The sequence below is a fragment of the Phenylobacterium sp. genome, assembly GCF_035276905.1.
Classification (GTDB): domain Bacteria; phylum Pseudomonadota; class Alphaproteobacteria; order Caulobacterales; family Caulobacteraceae; genus Phenylobacterium.
On the sequence record NZ_DATELG010000432.1, the window covers coordinates 1 to 15,317 of the forward strand.

At 70.8% G+C, this 15,317-nt stretch carries 8 protein-coding genes, 1 pseudogene and 1 riboswitch; of the genes and pseudogenes, 4 read left to right on the top strand and 5 right to left on the bottom strand.

What is annotated here, in order from left to right; genetic code table 11:
- Positions 1 to 1,225, bottom strand: a pseudogene (locus VJS38_RS20625) (bifunctional uridylyltransferase/uridylyl-removing protein); the annotation flags it as partial.
- A gap of 166 nt (positions 1,226 to 1,391) precedes the next feature.
- Here VJS38_RS20625 and VJS38_RS20630 point away from each other — a divergent pair.
- Positions 1,392 to 3,707 (top strand): FdhF/YdeP family oxidoreductase, encoded by a 2,316-nt coding sequence (locus tag VJS38_RS20630; RefSeq protein ID WP_324090026.1) that lies wholly within the window; start codon positions 1,392 to 1,394, stop codon positions 3,705 to 3,707.
- Positions 3,708 to 3,726: 19 nt separating this feature from the next.
- On the top strand, positions 3,727 to 4,113 hold the full coding sequence (locus VJS38_RS20635; RefSeq protein ID WP_324090027.1) for a VOC family protein: 387 nt from the start codon (positions 3,727 to 3,729) through the stop codon (positions 4,111 to 4,113).
- A gap of 7 nt (positions 4,114 to 4,120) precedes the next feature.
- On the opposite strand, the gene VJS38_RS20640 is transcribed toward VJS38_RS20635, so the two are convergent.
- On the bottom strand, positions 4,121 to 4,531 hold the full coding sequence (locus tag VJS38_RS20640) for a YkvA family protein (RefSeq protein WP_324090028.1): 411 nt from the start codon (positions 4,529 to 4,531) through the stop codon (positions 4,121 to 4,123).
- A 65-nt stretch (positions 4,532 to 4,596) separates the two neighbouring features.
- The gene (locus tag VJS38_RS20645) at positions 4,597 to 6,063 is read right to left on the bottom strand and encodes a helicase HerA-like domain-containing protein (protein ID WP_324090029.1); all 1,467 of its coding nucleotides are present in this window, start codon (positions 6,061 to 6,063) and stop codon (positions 4,597 to 4,599) included.
- A gap of 139 nt (positions 6,064 to 6,202) precedes the next feature.
- Between VJS38_RS20645 and VJS38_RS20650 the strand changes: the two genes are divergently transcribed.
- Both VJS38_RS20650 and VJS38_RS20655 read left to right on the top strand, forming a co-directional pair.
- A complete protein-coding gene (locus VJS38_RS20650) occupies positions 6,203 to 7,306 on the top strand; it encodes an AI-2E family transporter (protein WP_324090030.1) in 1,104 nt (367 codons plus the stop codon).
- 207 nt (positions 7,307 to 7,513) lie between these two features.
- Positions 7,514 to 12,493 (top strand): NAD-glutamate dehydrogenase, encoded by a 4,980-nt coding sequence (locus VJS38_RS20655; protein WP_324090031.1) that lies wholly within the window; start codon positions 7,514 to 7,516, stop codon positions 12,491 to 12,493.
- A gap of 29 nt (positions 12,494 to 12,522) precedes the next feature.
- On the opposite strand, the gene purH is transcribed toward VJS38_RS20655, so the two are convergent.
- Both purH and VJS38_RS20665 read right to left on the bottom strand, forming a co-directional pair.
- A complete protein-coding gene (gene purH / locus VJS38_RS20660) occupies positions 12,523 to 14,115 on the bottom strand; it encodes a bifunctional phosphoribosylaminoimidazolecarboxamide formyltransferase/IMP cyclohydrolase (RefSeq protein ID WP_324090032.1) in 1,593 nt (530 codons plus the stop codon).
- 23 nt (positions 14,116 to 14,138) lie between these two features.
- Positions 14,139 to 14,223: riboswitch (ZMP/ZTP riboswitch) on the bottom strand.
- 8 nt (positions 14,224 to 14,231) lie between these two features.
- Positions 14,232 to 15,317 (bottom strand): heparinase II/III domain-containing protein (locus tag VJS38_RS20665; protein WP_324090033.1); only part of this gene is annotated, 1,086 nt, incomplete at its 5' end.

A 15,317-nucleotide genomic window follows, 5' to 3' on the forward strand; every position in this document is an offset into this window, starting at 1 on the left:
GGCGCAAGAGGTTCACCGGATCGCGCTCGAAGGTCTCGGGCCCGTCGACGTCCAGCCGCCCGCCCACCTCGTGGAAGCCCGGCTCGTCCAGCGGCTTCTTCTTCGGCCGCCGGCGGGGCAGCAGCCGGGAGATGCCGGTGGGCCGGCTCTTGACCTTCTCGGCCTCCAGCTTGGCGGCGAATACCCGGGTCAGCGCGCCGACCTCCTTGGCGACCAGGAAGTAGCGGCGCATGAAGCGCTCGACCGCGGGCGCGTCGCCGCGGTCGCCGTAGCCCATCCGCCGGGCGATCTCCGGCTGCAGGTCGAAGGTCAGGCGCTCTTCCGGGCGGCCGGTGGTGAAGTGCAGGTGCGAGCGCACCGCCCACAGGAAGTCGAAGGCGCGGATGAAGGCGCTGACTTCGCGCCGCTCGAACATTTCGAGCTGCATCACCCGCTCGATCGGCTCGCCCGGATGCAGGTACTGGGCGATCCAGAACAGGGTGTTGAGGTCGCGCAAGCCCCCCTTGCCCTCCTTGACGTTGGGCTCGACCATGTAGCGGCTGGAGCCGGCGCGGGCGTGGCGCTCGTCGCGCTCCTTCAGCTTGGCGGCGACGAACTCCGCGCCGGTGCCCTTCACGACGTCGGTCTTGAACCGCCGCAGAAGGTCGCTGGCCAGGGCCGCGTCGCCGGTCAGCCGCCGCGCCTCCAGAATCGAGGTGCGGATGGTGAAGTCCTCGCGCGACAGGCGGATGCACTCCTCGATCGTGCGCGAGGCGTGGCCGACTTTGAAGCCCAGGTCCCACAGGGCGTAGAGCATGTACTCGATCACGCTCTCGGCGTGGGCGGTCTGCTTGTAGGGGCGCACGAACAACAGATCGATGTCGGAGAAGGGGGCGAGCGTTCCGCGCCCGTAGCCGCCCACCGCCATCACCGCCAGCCGCTCGCCCTCGCTCGGATTGCGCGCCCGGTACACATGGACCGTCACGAAGTCGTAGAGGGCGGTGATCACCTCGTCCGTGACGCCGGAGATCAGGCCCGCGGTCTCGATCCCGCCGGCGCCGTTCTCCAGCCGCTCCTTGGCGATCATCCGGCCGCGGAACAGCGCCTGTTTCAGCACTTCCAGCGCCGCCTTCCGCTGCGCCTGCTCGCTGCGCAGGTTCTCCAGCGCGGCGGCGGTCAGCTGGCTGCGCAGCTTCACGCCGTCGACGACGTATTCCAGGCGGGTGGGTCTGAGGCGCGGCGGCATGGGAAGGATATAGGCCCATTCACGGTCGAACGCAGGCCTCGCTTTTCAAGTCCCGCCTCGGATCGCGCAAGGCCCTCACGGGACCGGTTCTGAATGGGGAAGCTCCGACGGCGAACTTCTCGGATCGCGAGCCGTTAGGCAGACCATCAGCCGCCAGGAGGCCGCCATGGACCGGTCGGAGAAGAGCGCGCCGCACCCGCCGAAGAAGCGCGCCCACCGCGGCCCGGGCGGCGGCTGGGGGGCGCTGGAAGGGATGGGCAAGGTCTCGCAGGGCGAGGGCGACCTGCCGCTCGGCGAACTGCTGCGGCAGAACAAGGCCGACGGCTTCATGTGCGTCAGCTGCGCCTGGTCCAAGCCGGCGCATCCGCACACCGCCGAGTTCTGCGAGAACGGCGCCAAGGCGACCCTGTGGGACCTGACGCGCCGGCGCTGCACGCCCCCCTTCTTCGCCGAGCACACGGTGAGCGAGCTCCAGGACTGGAGCGACTACGACCTGGAGCAGGCGGGCCGGCTGACCGACCCGCTGCGCTATGACGCCCAGCTCGACCGCTATGTCCCCTGCAGCTGGGACGAGGCGTTCGCGGCGATCGGCGCCGCGCTGAAGGCGCTCGATCCGAAGTCGGTGGTCTTCTACACCTCCGGCCGCGCCTCGCTGGAGGCCAGCTACATGTACGCCCTGATGGCGCGAATGTACGGCCACCAGAACCTGCCCGACAGCTCCAACATGTGCCACGAGTCCACCTCGGTCGGCTTGAAGCAGAGCCTGGGCGTGCCGGTCGGCACCGTCGTGCTGGAGGATTTCGCCCAGACCGACTGCATCCTGTTCTTCGGCCAGAATCCCGGCTCGAACAGCCCGCGGATGCTGCACGACCTGCAGAAGGCGGCGAAGCGCGACGTGCCGATCATCACCTTCAACCCGCTGCGCGAGCGCGGGCTGGAGAAGTTCGTCAATCCGCAGTCGCCGTTCCAGATGGTCACCGGCGCGGCCACCCGGATCAGTTCGGAGTACCATCAGGTCAAGGCCGCCGGCGACCCGGCCGTGCTGGTCGGCCTCTGCAAGTGGCTGATCGAAGCCGACGACGCCGTCCGCGCCGACGGCACGCGGACGATCCTCGACCACGCCTTCATCCAGGAGCACACGCAGGGCTTCGAAGCCTTCGCCGCCTATTGCCGCGCGACGCCCTGGGAGGAGATCGAACGCGAGGCCGGCCTGCCGCGGGCGGAGATCGCCCACGCCGCCGAAACCTATGCGCGCAGCACCGCGGCGATCGCCGTCTATGGCATGGGCCTCACCCAGCACCGGCTGGGCGTGCAGAACGTGCGGCTGCTGTGCAACCTGATGCTGCTGAAGGGCAATGTCGGCCGGCCGGGCGCCGGCCTCTGCCCGGTGCGCGGCCACTCCAACGTGCAAGGCCAGCGGACCGTCGGCGTCACCGAGAAGCCGGAGCTTGCGCCCCTCGACCGCCTAAGAGATCTCTACGGCTTCGAGCCGCCGCGCGAGAAGGGGCTCAACACCATCGAGACCTGCGAAGGCGTGCTGGCCGGGACGGTGAAGGCCTTCGTAGGCCTTGGCGGCAACTTCCTGCGCGCCGTGCCCGATATCCCGCGGATCGAGGCCGCGTGGCCGGCGCTGGAGCTCACCGTCCAGGTCGCCACCAAGCTCAACCGCAGCCACCTCATCAACGGCAAGACCGCCTACCTGCTGCCGTGCCTGAGCCGGATCGAGCGCGACGCCCAGGCGGGCGGCGACCAGACCGTCTCGACCGAGGACTCCACCAGCTGCATCCACGCCTCGTTCGGCGACTATGAGCCGGCCAGCGACAACCTGCGCTCCGAGCCGGCCATCGTCGCCGGCATCGCCCGGGCGACGCTGGCCCCCAACCCGAGGGTCGACTGGGCCGCCTGGGCCGGCGACTACGCCAAGGTGCGCGACGCCATCGAGGCCACCTATCCGCAGTGGTTCACCGGCTTCAACGCCCGCTTCCACGAGCCCGGCGGCTTCTACCGCGGCAACAAGGCCCGGGGTCGCGACTTCAGCGAGGCGCCTGGCGGCAAGGCCTCGTTCGTGACGCCGGCGGCGCTCTCGGCCGCCGGCTTCGCGGACGACCCCGGGGTCTACCGGCTGATGACGCTGCGCTCGAACGACCAGTTCAACACCACGCTCTACGGCTACCACGACCGGCTGCGCGGGCTCTCCGGCTCGCGCGAGATCCTGCTGATCAACCCGGCGGAGATGGAGAAGCTAGGCCTCGAGGCCGGCGACGTGGTCGCCCTCGAAAGCGCCGCCGCCGATGGGATCCGCCGGCGCAAGGAGGGGCTGGTCGTCACGCCGTTCAACCTGCCCGACGGCTGCCTGGGCGGCTATTATCCGGAGTGCAACGTGCTCGCCCCGGTCACCCACTTCGCCGAGGAGAGCAAGACGCCGGCGGTGAAGTCGCTGCCGGTGCGGATCGACATCCAGCGGCGGCTGGCGGCGGAGTGACGCAAGGAGGGACGGGCCGATGAGCGTCGAGCTCAATCACACCATCGTCCACGCGGCCGATCGCGAGGCCTCGGCGCGCTTCATGGTCGAGGTCTTCGGTCTGCCTGAGCCCGAGAGCTTCGGCCCCTTCCTGGCGGTGCGCACCGCCAACGGCGTCAGCCTTGACTACATCCAGGACCGGCCGCCGATCTCGCCCCAGCACTACGCCTTCCTGGTCTCCGAGGCCGAGTTCGACGCCATCTTCGGGCGGGTGAAGGCGCGCGGCCTGACCTACTGGGCGGACCCGGCCAGGCGCCGGGCCGGCGAGATCAACACCCACTGGGGCGGCCGCGGCGTCTATTTCGACGACCCGTCGGGGCATTTCCTGGAGATCATCACCCGGCCGTACGGGTCCTCCCTTCCTTGATGGCCATTTAGGGGAGCGAGCGGATCCGCTCGATCGCCTGGCGCGCGGCCTCGCGGTGGCGCGGCTTCAAGTGGCGGCCGACGACGCCGATCAGGGTGGCGAACACGGCCGCATCGTCGGTGTAGCCGATGATCGGGATGCAGTCGGGCACGGCGTCGGCCGGCAGGACGAAGTAGGCCAGCGCCGCCAGCATCATTCCCTTGGCCGCGGACGGCGTCTCGTCGTCGCGTGCGCAGTACCAGACGGCGAGCGCGTCGGCGGCGAACGGCACGTGGGCGGCGGCCTTGCGAATCTTCGGCCAGAACCCGCGCGTCACCCGCCGCTCGTTCAGCCGCATCACCGCCGGGACCAGCGCGCGGGACGGGTCGATCGGCTGGCGCGGATCGAAGGCGGCGTCGTTCATCTCGGCGGCGCTCATCTGGCTTAAGCTTAAGTTTTTCAACCAGATGATACCGGCAAGAGGCAGCCCGCGTCCATCGCGGCCTATCGCCTGCCGCCGCCGGCCGCGCCGAGGATGCCGCCGAGCACGCCGCGGATGATCTGCCGGCCGACCTGGGTTCCGATGGTGCGGATCATCGACTTGGCGAAGGCGTCGATCATCTGCTCGCCCTGCGACGGACGGGCCGCCGGCTGGCGGGCGCTCGCCGCCGGGGCCTGGGCCGCGGCCGCCTTCTGTTCGGCGCGCGCCTTCAGCAGTTCGAAGGCGGACTCGCGATCCTGCACCTGGTCGTAGGTCCCGCGCACCGGGCTCGCCGCCATCAGCTGGCGGCGCTCGTCGGCGGAAAGCGGGCCGATCCGCGAGTTCGGCGGTCGGACGCTGGTCTTCTCGACCATGGTCGGCGCGCCCTTGGCATCCAGCACCGAGACCAGCGCCTCGCCGACGCCCAGGCCCTGGATCGCCTGGGCGGTGTCGAAGCCGGGGTTGGCGCGGAAGCTGTCGGCGGCGGCCTTCAGGCCGCGCTGGTCGGCCGGGGTGTAGGCGCGCAGGCCGTGCTGCACGCGGTTGCCCAGCTGCCCCAGCACGGCGTCCGGCACGTCGGCCGGATTCTGGGTGATGAAGTAGACGCCGACGCCCTTGGAGCGGATCAGGCGGACCACCTGCTCCACCTTGTCGAGCAGCGCCTTGGGCGCGTCGTTGAACAGGAGGTGCGCCTCGTCGAAGAAGAAGGCCAGCTTCGGCTTTTCCGGATCGCCGACCTCCGGCAGCTGCTCGAACAGCTCGCTCATCAGCCAGAGCAGGAAGGTGGCGTAGAGCTGGGGCGAGCCGATCAGCTTGTCCGCCGCCAGCACGCTGACGTAGCCACGGCCGGACGGGTCGGTGCGCATCAGGTCGCCGAGATCCAGCGCCGGCTCGCCGAACAGGTTGGCGCCGCCCTGGTTCTCCAGCACCAGCAGCTTGCGCTGCACCGCGCCCACCGTGGCCGGGGCGACGTTGCCGTACTTGCCGCTGAGCGCACGGGCGTTGTCCGAGGCGTAGCTCAGGGCGGCCTGCAGGTCCTTCAGGTCGAGCAGCAGCAGCCCCTCCTCGTCCGCCGCGCGGAAGACGACGTTCAAGACGCCCTCCTGGACGTCGTTCAGGTCGAGCATCCGCGAGAGCAGCAGCGGGCCCATTTCCGAGATGGTGGCCCGGATCGGATGGCCGGCCTGGCCGAACAGGTCCCAGAAGATCACCGGGGCGGCGGAAGGCTGCAGCGTGACGCCCAGCTGCTGGGCGCGGGCCAGGAGCTTCTCGTTCGGCTGGGCCGCAGCGGCGAGGCCGCAAAGGTCGCCCTTCACGTCGGCGGCGAACACCGGCACCCCGGCGTCGGACAGGCCCTGGGCCAGCACCTGCAGGGTCACCGTCTTGCCCGTGCCCGTCGCCCCGGCCACCAGCCCGTGGCGGTTGGCCCGGTCGAGCCTGAGGATCTGCGGATGGTCGGACACCCCGATCAGAACGCCGTCGTCAGCCACGGATCAGCTCCTTCTGCATCCGGCGCGGCCGCATGATCGGACGCCCGAGCCCTTCAGGCCCGCAGGCTGTCCGCATCGGCGCGATTGACGCAAGGGCCCGGGCCGCAGACATTCCGGCGGCGCTGATAAAAGGGGCTCCATGGCCGCCGCCGTCTCGTCCTCCGCCGTGACCCGCAACGCCGTGGTGGTGCTGGCGGTCATCGCCACCGGGGCGACCCTCTCCTGGATGTCCGACATCCTGACGCCGCTGGCGCTGGCGATGTTCCTGGCGGTGATGATCGACGGCTTCGCCCGGGTCCTGGAGCACCGGCTGCCGGGCGTCTCGAGCCGCGCCGCCCTGCCGCTGGCGGTGATCCTGTCGGTGGCGATCTTCGGCGGCAGCGCCTTCTTCATCGCCGAGAACGCCACCAGCTTCGGCGGCCAGCTGATCGCCTACACCCCCAAGCTCAACCGGCTGATCGCCCAGGCGGCGAACTTGATCGGCATCCGCGCGCCGGTGAGCATCAGCACCATCGCCGAGCAGCTCGATCCGGCGAAGTACCTGGGCGTCGTCGCCAAGGGGCTGCAGAACTTCACCTCCACCGCCAGCTTCGTGCTGGTCTACGCCGGCTTCATCATCGCCTCGCGGCGCACGTTCGAGCGGAAGATGGTGGCGCTGTTCCGCACCCGCGAGGAGCGTCAGGAGGCGGTCGCGGCCTTCCTGCGGATCCGCGACGGGGTCGAGCAGTATCTGTGGGTCCAGACCATCACCGGCGCGATGATCGCGCTGGCCTCCTTCATCGCCATGCTGGCGGTGGGCCTGAACGACGCGGCGTTCTGGGCCTTCGTGATCTTCGTCATCGCCTACATCCCGGTGATCGGCGGCTTCATCGCCATCGTCGCCCCGCCGCTCTTCGCCCTGCTGCAGTTCGACACCCTCTGGCAGGCCATCGTGCTGTTCGGCGTGCTGAACGGCATCGGCGTGGTGGTGGGCAATTTCATCTACCCGCGGATGCAGGGGCGCAGCCTCAACATCGATCCCGTCGTGGTGCTCCTGGCGCTCGCCTTCTGGGGCGCGATCTGGGGCATCGTCGGCGCTTTCCTGTCGACGCCGCTGACGGTCATGATCATGGTGATCCTCGCGCAGTTCGACGGCACGCGCTGGATCGCCGTTCTGCTGTCTGCGGACGGCAATCCGCACCAGCTGAAGGAGGCGCGGCCCGGCCGCCTGCCGGACGAGGCGCATCGCTCGCGATCACAATAAGTTATGTCAAACGGGGATCTTTTCCTTGTCGGTCAGGAACCTATCTAGAGTGAGCCGCGACGTTGTTCGCCGCGGCAGGTGCGTCCGCCCCCCGAGCCCGCGGACGCAGCGAGCCCTGAGCGAACCGCCGATCCCCCACGGCGGGACCGCACGCCGCCGGACACTCTCCTCCGGCGGCGTCCTCGCTCGAGCTGCGGAGGCGCGTCGATGAGCAAACGGCGCGCCTTGTCTGCAGCCAGGACCGCAGCCACGGCTCTGGCCCCGACGCTGGCTCAATCCATCCAGCAGGCGATCGTTCCTGACGGCGAGGCCTTGGCGGCGGCGCACAGCTTCGCCGAACAGGCCGCGGCCGACGCCACCGCCGACGAGCTTCCCGAACTTTCCGCCGACCAATTGGCCGCGAACCTCGCGGACTTCTGGCGCTTCGGCGACAGGCGGCGCGCGCGCACGCCGCTGGTGCGGGTGGCGTCCGCGCTGGGGGCGGCCGAGCCGGGCCTCGACCGGCTGGAGATCATCCAGGACGACTGCCGCTTCCTGGTCGACAGCGTGATGGGCGAGGTCGCCGACCAGGGCCTCGCCGTCCGGGCCATGTTCCACCCGATCGTCGAGGTGCGCCGCGACCGCGCCGGCGCGCGCGCGACGACCGGGACGCCGCGCCGGGAATCGATGATCCAGGTGGTGCTGGCGCCGGTCGGCGCCGACCGCGAGGCGGCCCTGGCCGAGGGAATCGCCGCGACGCTGTCCGACGTCCACGCCGCGGTCGACGACTTCCCGAAGATGCTGGCGCTGATGCAGCGCACCATCGACGAACTCAGCGAACGCCCCGGCAAGGCGACGCCGGAGGAGTTCGAGTTCCTGCGCTGGCTGGAGGCCGAGCGCTTCGTCTTCCTGGGGGCGCGGATCTACGAATTCCCGCGGCTGGACAACGGCGATTATGCGCCCGAAGAGCCGCTCTACCAGCCCAAGGACGGTCTGGGCGTCCTGCGCGATCCCGCGCGCACGGTGCTCAGGCGCGCCAACGAGCCGGCGATCCTGGCCAAGAAGGCCAAGGACCGGATCTTCCGCGAGACCGCGGTCACCGTCGCCAAGGCCAACTCCAAGAGTCGGGTGCACCGCCGCGGCTATCTCGATTACGTCGGCGTCAAGCGCTACGACGACGAGGGCCGGCCCTACGGCGAGGTCCGCTTCGTCGGCCTGTTCACCGCCGAGGCCTACGACCAGGCGGTCACCGCCGTGCCGCTGCTCCGCGAGAAGGTCGCGCGGGTCCTCAGCCGGGCCGGCGCCGCCCCCGGCGGACACAGCGAGAACCGGCTGAAGAACATCCTGGAGAACCATCCCCGGGACGAGCTTTTCCAGGTCGGCGAAGACGAGCTGCTGGACCAGGCGCTGGGCATCCTGCACCTCTACGATCGGCCGAGGGTCGGCCTGTTCGAGCGCCGCGACCCGCTGGACCGTTTCGCCTCGGTGCTGCTGTTCCTGCCGCGCGACCAGTACGATTCCGAGCTGGAGCGGCGCGCCGGGCAGATGCTGGCCCAGGCCTACGGCGGCCGCGTCTCGGCCGCCTATCCGATCGTGCTCGACGCGCCGCTGGCCCGTGTCCACTACGTCATCGGTTTCTCGCCGGGCGCCCATCCCTGGCCCGACCTGAAGGCGTTGGAGCAGGACATCGCCGAGGCGGCCCGCAGCTGGCGCGACCGGTTCGAGGCCGCGGTCCGCGCCAAGCGGCAGCGGCCCGCCGAGGTGGCGGCGACGCTGGCGCGCTATCGCGACGCCTTCCCCGCCGGCTACCAGGACCGCTTCGACGCCGCCGAGGCGCTCGCCGATCTCGAGCTGATCGAGGCCATGGGCGATGCGCCGGTCCGCGCCCGCGCCTACCGCCTGCCCGGCGACGGGCCGACGCAGTTCCATTTCAAGCTCTACCGGCCCGGCGCGCCGATCCCGCTGGCCGAGGTGCTGCCGATCCTCGAGAACATGGGCCTGAAGGCCATGGCCGAGGCCGGCTTCCCGATCACCCGCGCCAGAGCATCCGGCGGTTCGAATGAAACGCCGGATGCTCATGAGTCTTTGAAATTAGACCATTCGCTACCCCGAACCGGCCCCCCCTTCGACGGCGAAGGGTCTAACGAGCCGCCGGTCTGGGTGCACGACTTCGAGATCGACGACGAGCGCGGCGAACACCTGGTGTTCTCCGAGGTCAAGCCGGCCTTCGAGGAGGCCGTGGCGGCGGTCTGGACCGGCCAGACGGAGAACGACGGCTTCAACCGCCTGGTGCTGGAGCTCTCCGTTCCGTGGCGCGACGCAGCCCTCGTGCGCGCCCTGGCCCGCTACCGGCAGCAGTCCGGCCTAGACCCGACCCAGCGGACCCAGGAAGAGGCGCTGGCGAACAACCCGGGGGTCGCCAGGCTGATCCTCGACCTTTTCCGCACCCGCTTCGACCCGGCGATCCGCGCCGACCTCGCCGCCCGCGGCGTGCAGGACGAGGCGGTGATGGCCGAGATCCTGTCGGCGCTGCAGCACGTCGACAGCCTGGAAGAGGACCGCGTGCTGCGCCGCCTGGCGCAGCTGGTCCGGGCGATCCAGCGGACCAACTACTACCAGCAGGGCGCCGACGGCCGGCCCAAGCCCTACATTTCGTTCAAGGTCGCCAGCGGCGAGCTCGCCGACCTGCCGGCCCCCAAGCCGTTCCGCGAGATCTTCGTCTGGGCCGTGAACGTCGAGGGCGTGCACCTGCGCTTCGGCCCGGTCGCGCGCGGCGGCCTGCGCTGGAGCGACCGGCGCGACGACTTCCGCACCGAGGTGCTGGGCCTGGCCAAGGCGCAGCAGGTGAAGAACGCGGTCATCGTTCCGGTCGGCTCGAAGGGCGGCTTCTATCCCAAGCGCCTGCCGAAGGGCGGCACGCCCGAGGCCGTGCGCGCCGAGGCGATCTGCGCCTACCGCACCTTCCTCTGCGGCCTGCTCGACCTCACCGACAACCTGACGCCCGAGGGGCGCGTCGCCCATCCGCCGGGCGTCGTCGTCCACGACGGCGACGACCCGTACCTCGTGGTCGCCGCCGACAAGGGAACGGCGACCTTCTCGGACATCGCCAACGCGGTGGCCGAATCCTACGGCTTCTGGCTCGGCGACGCCTTCGCGTCCGGCGGCTCGGCCGGCTACGACCACAAGGAGATGGGGATCACCGCCCGCGGCGCCTGGGAGGCCGTGAAGCGCCACTTCCGCGAGCTGGGCAAGGACATCCAGACGGAGCCCTTCACCGTCATCGGCGTCGGCGACATGTCCGGCGACGTGTTCGGCAACGGCATGCTGCTCTCGGAGCAGACGCGCCTGATCGCCGCCTTCGACCACCGCCACATCTTCATCGACCCCGATGCGGATCCGGCGCGCTCGTTCGCGGAGCGCAAGCGGATGTTCGCCCTGCCCCGCTCGTCCTGGGCCGACTACGACCGCCAGGCGATCTCGGAGGGCGGCGGCGTCTACGCCCGCAGCCTGAAGGCGATCACGCTCTCGCCCCGGGCCCAGGCGGCCCTCGACGTCAAGCACGCCGAGCTGAGCCCGGCCGAGCTGATCACCGCCATCCTCAAGGCCCCGGCCGAGCTGCTCTACATGGGCGGCATCGGCACCTATGTGAAAGCCGCCCGCGAAGCCAACGTCGACGTCGGCGACAAGGCCAACGACGGCGTCCGCGTCAATGCCGGCGACCTGCGGGTCAAGGTGGTCGGCGAAGGCGCCAATCTCGGCGTCACCCAGGCCGGCCGCATCGAGTACGCGCAAGCCGGCGGGCGGATCGACACCGACGCCATCGACAACTCCGCCGGGGTCGATTCCTCCGACCACGAGGTCAACATCAAGATCCTCACCGGCATGCTGGAGCGCAGCGGACAGCTGACCAGGCGCCGCCGCGACACGCTCCTGAGGTCGATGACCAAAGACGTCGCCGCCCACGTGCTGGCGCACAACTACGGCCAGACGCTGGCGCTCTCCCTGATGGAGATGGACGCGGCCGGCGAGCTGGAGCCCTACGCCCAGTTCATCGCCAGGCTCGAGGCGGAAGGCCGGCTCGACCGCGCCGTCGAGAGCCTGCCGGGCCCGGCGGAGATCGGCGCCCGCGCCGCCGCCGGCCAGGGACTGACGCGGCCGGAGCTGGCGGTCCTCTTGGCCTACGGCAAGCTGGAGCTGAAGCGGGAGATGACCGCGGCGGGCGCGGTCGACGATCCGTGGCTGGAAGGCCGGCTCGAAGCCTATTTCCCCAAGCCGCTGCGCCGGCGCGGCGAGACGATCCGCCGCCACCGGCTGCGGCCGGACATCATCGCCACCGTCGTCGCCAACGACGTGGTCGACCGCTGCGGGCCGAGCTTCCCTTGGCGGCTGATGAACGCGGCCAACTGCGACGTGGCGGCCTTCGTCGCCGGCTACGAGGCGGCGAAGATCGTGCTCGACGTCGACGTGCTGTGGGACGAGGTCTCCGCCCTCGACGATCGCGCGCCGTCCACGGGCCAGATGGCGCTCTATCGCCGGATCGCCTCGGCGTTGCGCGGCGGCGCCTTCTGGCTCGCCCGGCGCGCGGCCCGCGACAAGGCGACCGTGCAGACCCTCGTCGACCGCTACTGCGACGATTTCCGGCAGCTGCGCGCACTCACCCCCGAGATCGCCTCGCCGGTCGAACGCGAGGCGATCGAAGCGCGGACCCGCGGCCTGGTCGACGCCGGGGCGCCGGAGCACCTCGCCCGCGCCGCCGCGGTGCTGCAGGCGATCAGCACCGCCGCCGACCTCGTCGACCTGGCCGAGGGCGCGGAATGGCCGCTGAAGAGCGCGGCCCGGCTCTACCACGCGGTCGGCGAGGCCTTCGCCTTCGACCGGCTGCGCGCCGCGGCGGCCGCCTTCGCGGTCGGCGACAACTATGAGCGCACCGCCCTCCGGCGACTGATCGAGGAGCTGCTGGCCGAACAGACGAGCCTGACCCGCGCCGTGATCGCCAGGGCCGACGCGAAGAAGGCCGCCGAAGCCGAGGGCGCGCGCGCCGCGGTCCACGCCTGGTGCGCCCCGCGCGCCGACCAGGTCGCCGCCGCGCGCCGCACGCTGGAGGAGATCGAAGCCGCGCCCGGCGGCTGGACCTTCGCCAAGCTCACCATCGCCAACGCCGCCCTGCGCGAGCTGGCGCTGGCGGGAGAGGCAAGGCGACGGAGGTAGTTTCCCTCCCCCATCAAGGGAGGGAAGATTTAGTGCCTGAACACCCGGACCCCGGTGAAGACCATGGCCAGGCCGCGCTCGTCGGCGGCTTCGATGACCTTGTCGTCGCCGATCGAGCCGCCGGGCTGGATCACCGCGGTGCAGCCGGCGTCCGCCGCCTGGATCAGGCCGTCCGGGAACGGGAAGAAGGCTTCGGAGGCGCAGGCGGACCCTTTCAGCTCCAGGCCGAAGTCGGCGGCGCGCAGGGCGGCGATGCGGGCGCTGTCCTTGCGGTTCATCTGGCCGGCGCCGATGCCGAGCGTCTGGCCGGCCCTGGCGTAGACGATGGCGTTCGACTTGACATGCTTGGCGATCGTGAAGGCGAACAGCATGTCGCGCACCTCCTCGTCGGTCGGGGCGCGCTTGGTGACCACCTTCAGGTCCGCGGGCGTCAGCCGCGCGGTGTCGCGGCTCTGCACCAGGAAGCCGCCGGAGACCGAGCGGAAGGTGTCGCCGGGCGCGTTCGGGTCAGGCAGGCCGCCAGTCGTCAGCAGGCGGACGTTCTTCTTCTTGCGGAACAGGGCCACTGCGTCCTCGTCCGCGTCAGGAGCGATCACCACCTCGGTGAAGATCTCGAGCACCTTGGCGGCGGTGGCCGCGTCGAGCCGGGTGTTCAGCGCGACGATGCCGCCGAAGGCGCTGGTCGGGTCGCAGGCCAGCGCCCGCTCATAGGCCTCCAGCAGCGAGCCGCCGGTGGCCACGCCGCAGGGGTTGGCGTGCTTAATGATCGCGCAGGCCGGAAATTTACCCGGGTCGAACTCAGCGATCAGCTCATAGGCCGCATCGGTGTCGTTGATGTTGTTGTAGCTGAGCTCCTTGCCCTGGAGCTGCCTGGCCGTCGCCACGCCGACCCGCGGGTTGGCGAAGCGGTAGAAGGCCGCATTCTGGTGCGGGTTCTCACCGTAGCGCATGGTCTGGGCCAGCTCGCCGGCGAAGGCGCGGCGCCGCGGCGCCTCCTCGCCCAGCTGGCCAGCGAACCAGCCGGAGATGGCCGCGTCATAGGCCGCGGTGCGGGCGTAGGCGCGGGCGGCCAGGCGCTTGCGTAACGACAGGCTGGTCGCGCCCTCGGCTTTGAGCTCGGCCAGCACCTCCTCCACGTCGGCGATCTCGGTGCAGACCGCGACATAGCCGTGGTTCTTGGCCGCCGAGCGGATCATCGCCGGGCCGCCGATGTCTATGTTCTCGATGGCGGTGGCGTAGTCGGCGCCGCCGGCGATGGTGGATTCGAACGGATAGAGGTTGACGTAGACGAGATCGATCCCGCCGATCCCGTGCTCCTCCATCGCCCTCTTGTGCTCCGGCGCGTCACGCACGCCGAGCAGGCCGCCGTGCACCACCGGGTGCAGGGTCTTCACCCGCCCGTCCATCATCTCCGGGAAGCCGGTCAGCTCGGAGATGTCCTTCACGACAAGGCCCGCGTCGGCGATCGCCTTGCGGGTGCCGCCGGTGGAGACCAGCTCCACGCCCATGGCGGCGAGCGCCTTGGCGGCCTCGACCAGGCCGGTCTTGTCGGAGACGGAGATCAGCGCCCGGCGGACCGCGGCGCGGTCGGGGGCGGCGGGGAAGTCGGGAGCGGCAGGCATGGCGTTCTCCTTGAGCGGCGCGAGGAAAATGCCCAGGCGAGCGGCTGTCTAGATTCCTTGCGCTCCCCGGTGGTCGCCCACCTTACATCGCCAGTCACGCAAGGATGGGGCGGGACTTAAGGCTCGCCCGCATCGGCGTCAACGCGGGCGACCTGCGAGAGCTTCCAGCGCACGCGCGCACCCTCCGCCAGCCGCGCCTGGCCGCGCAGCACGATCTGCTGCGAGCGGCGCGGCTGGCCGAGGCTGTAACGCACCGAGGGTTCGAGCGCGACCTCGAGGGCGTCATTGCGCAGCCACCAGCCGCGGTCGTCGCCCTCGGGCTTCAAGAGCACGCTTTTCCGGTCCCGGGCGATCTGCGCCTGGACGTCGGGGTGCAGGTGGAAGCGCACCATGAAGGGCACGAACCGGCGGCCGAGCGCATTGCCCTCGCCGGACAGGGGGACGAAGCGGTCCTCGCCGCGCAGCTCGTCGGCCTCGATGTCGATATAGAGCCGCCGCTCGTGGCGCAGGCCGAAGCGCTCGGCCCAGCCGTCGTGGGCCAGCTCCAGCCATTGCGCCCCAGGCGCCTCGTGGCGGCGGGCCTCGACCTTGCGCGGCCCGCCGAGCAGCTGCGGGCCCAGGACCTTGGCGGCGAAGCCGCGCACCGGCGCGCCGCACGCGACGTCGCCGATCGAGGCGGTGGAGGCGGCGTCCACCAGCCGCATGGCGTGCGGCGCCTGCGAATCCGGCGACCAGCCGCCGCAAACGATCAGCCGCCGCTGGCCGACCAGCACCTCGATCGCCAGCGGCTGGCCGCAGGCGGTGACGCTCCAGGGACCCCGCGCCGGCGGCGCGGCGTCCGCGCAGACCTGCAGCGAGCGGGCTTCCAGCCGATGGTAGCCGTTGCGGGCGGCAGGCGCGGTGCGATCCGCCGGTTCCTCCTCGGCGCGGGCGGCGGCGACATAGGCTCGATCCAGCTCGTCTCCACCCTGGAAGGCCGCCAGCCGACCGTCGGCCAGGGTGAAGAAGCGCGCCGGCCCGGACAGCCGGTCGATCGCCCGCAGCAGCTCCTCCGGGGCCGACAGGCCACGCTGGGTCAGGGCGTCGTCGAGGGTATTGAGGTCGAACAGCAGCTCCAGCGCCGCCTGCGGGCTGCGGCTGGCGTGGCCGCCGTCGGAGGAGACGGTGGCCGGCAAGGTCCGCTCGAGGGCCCTGAGCGTGCG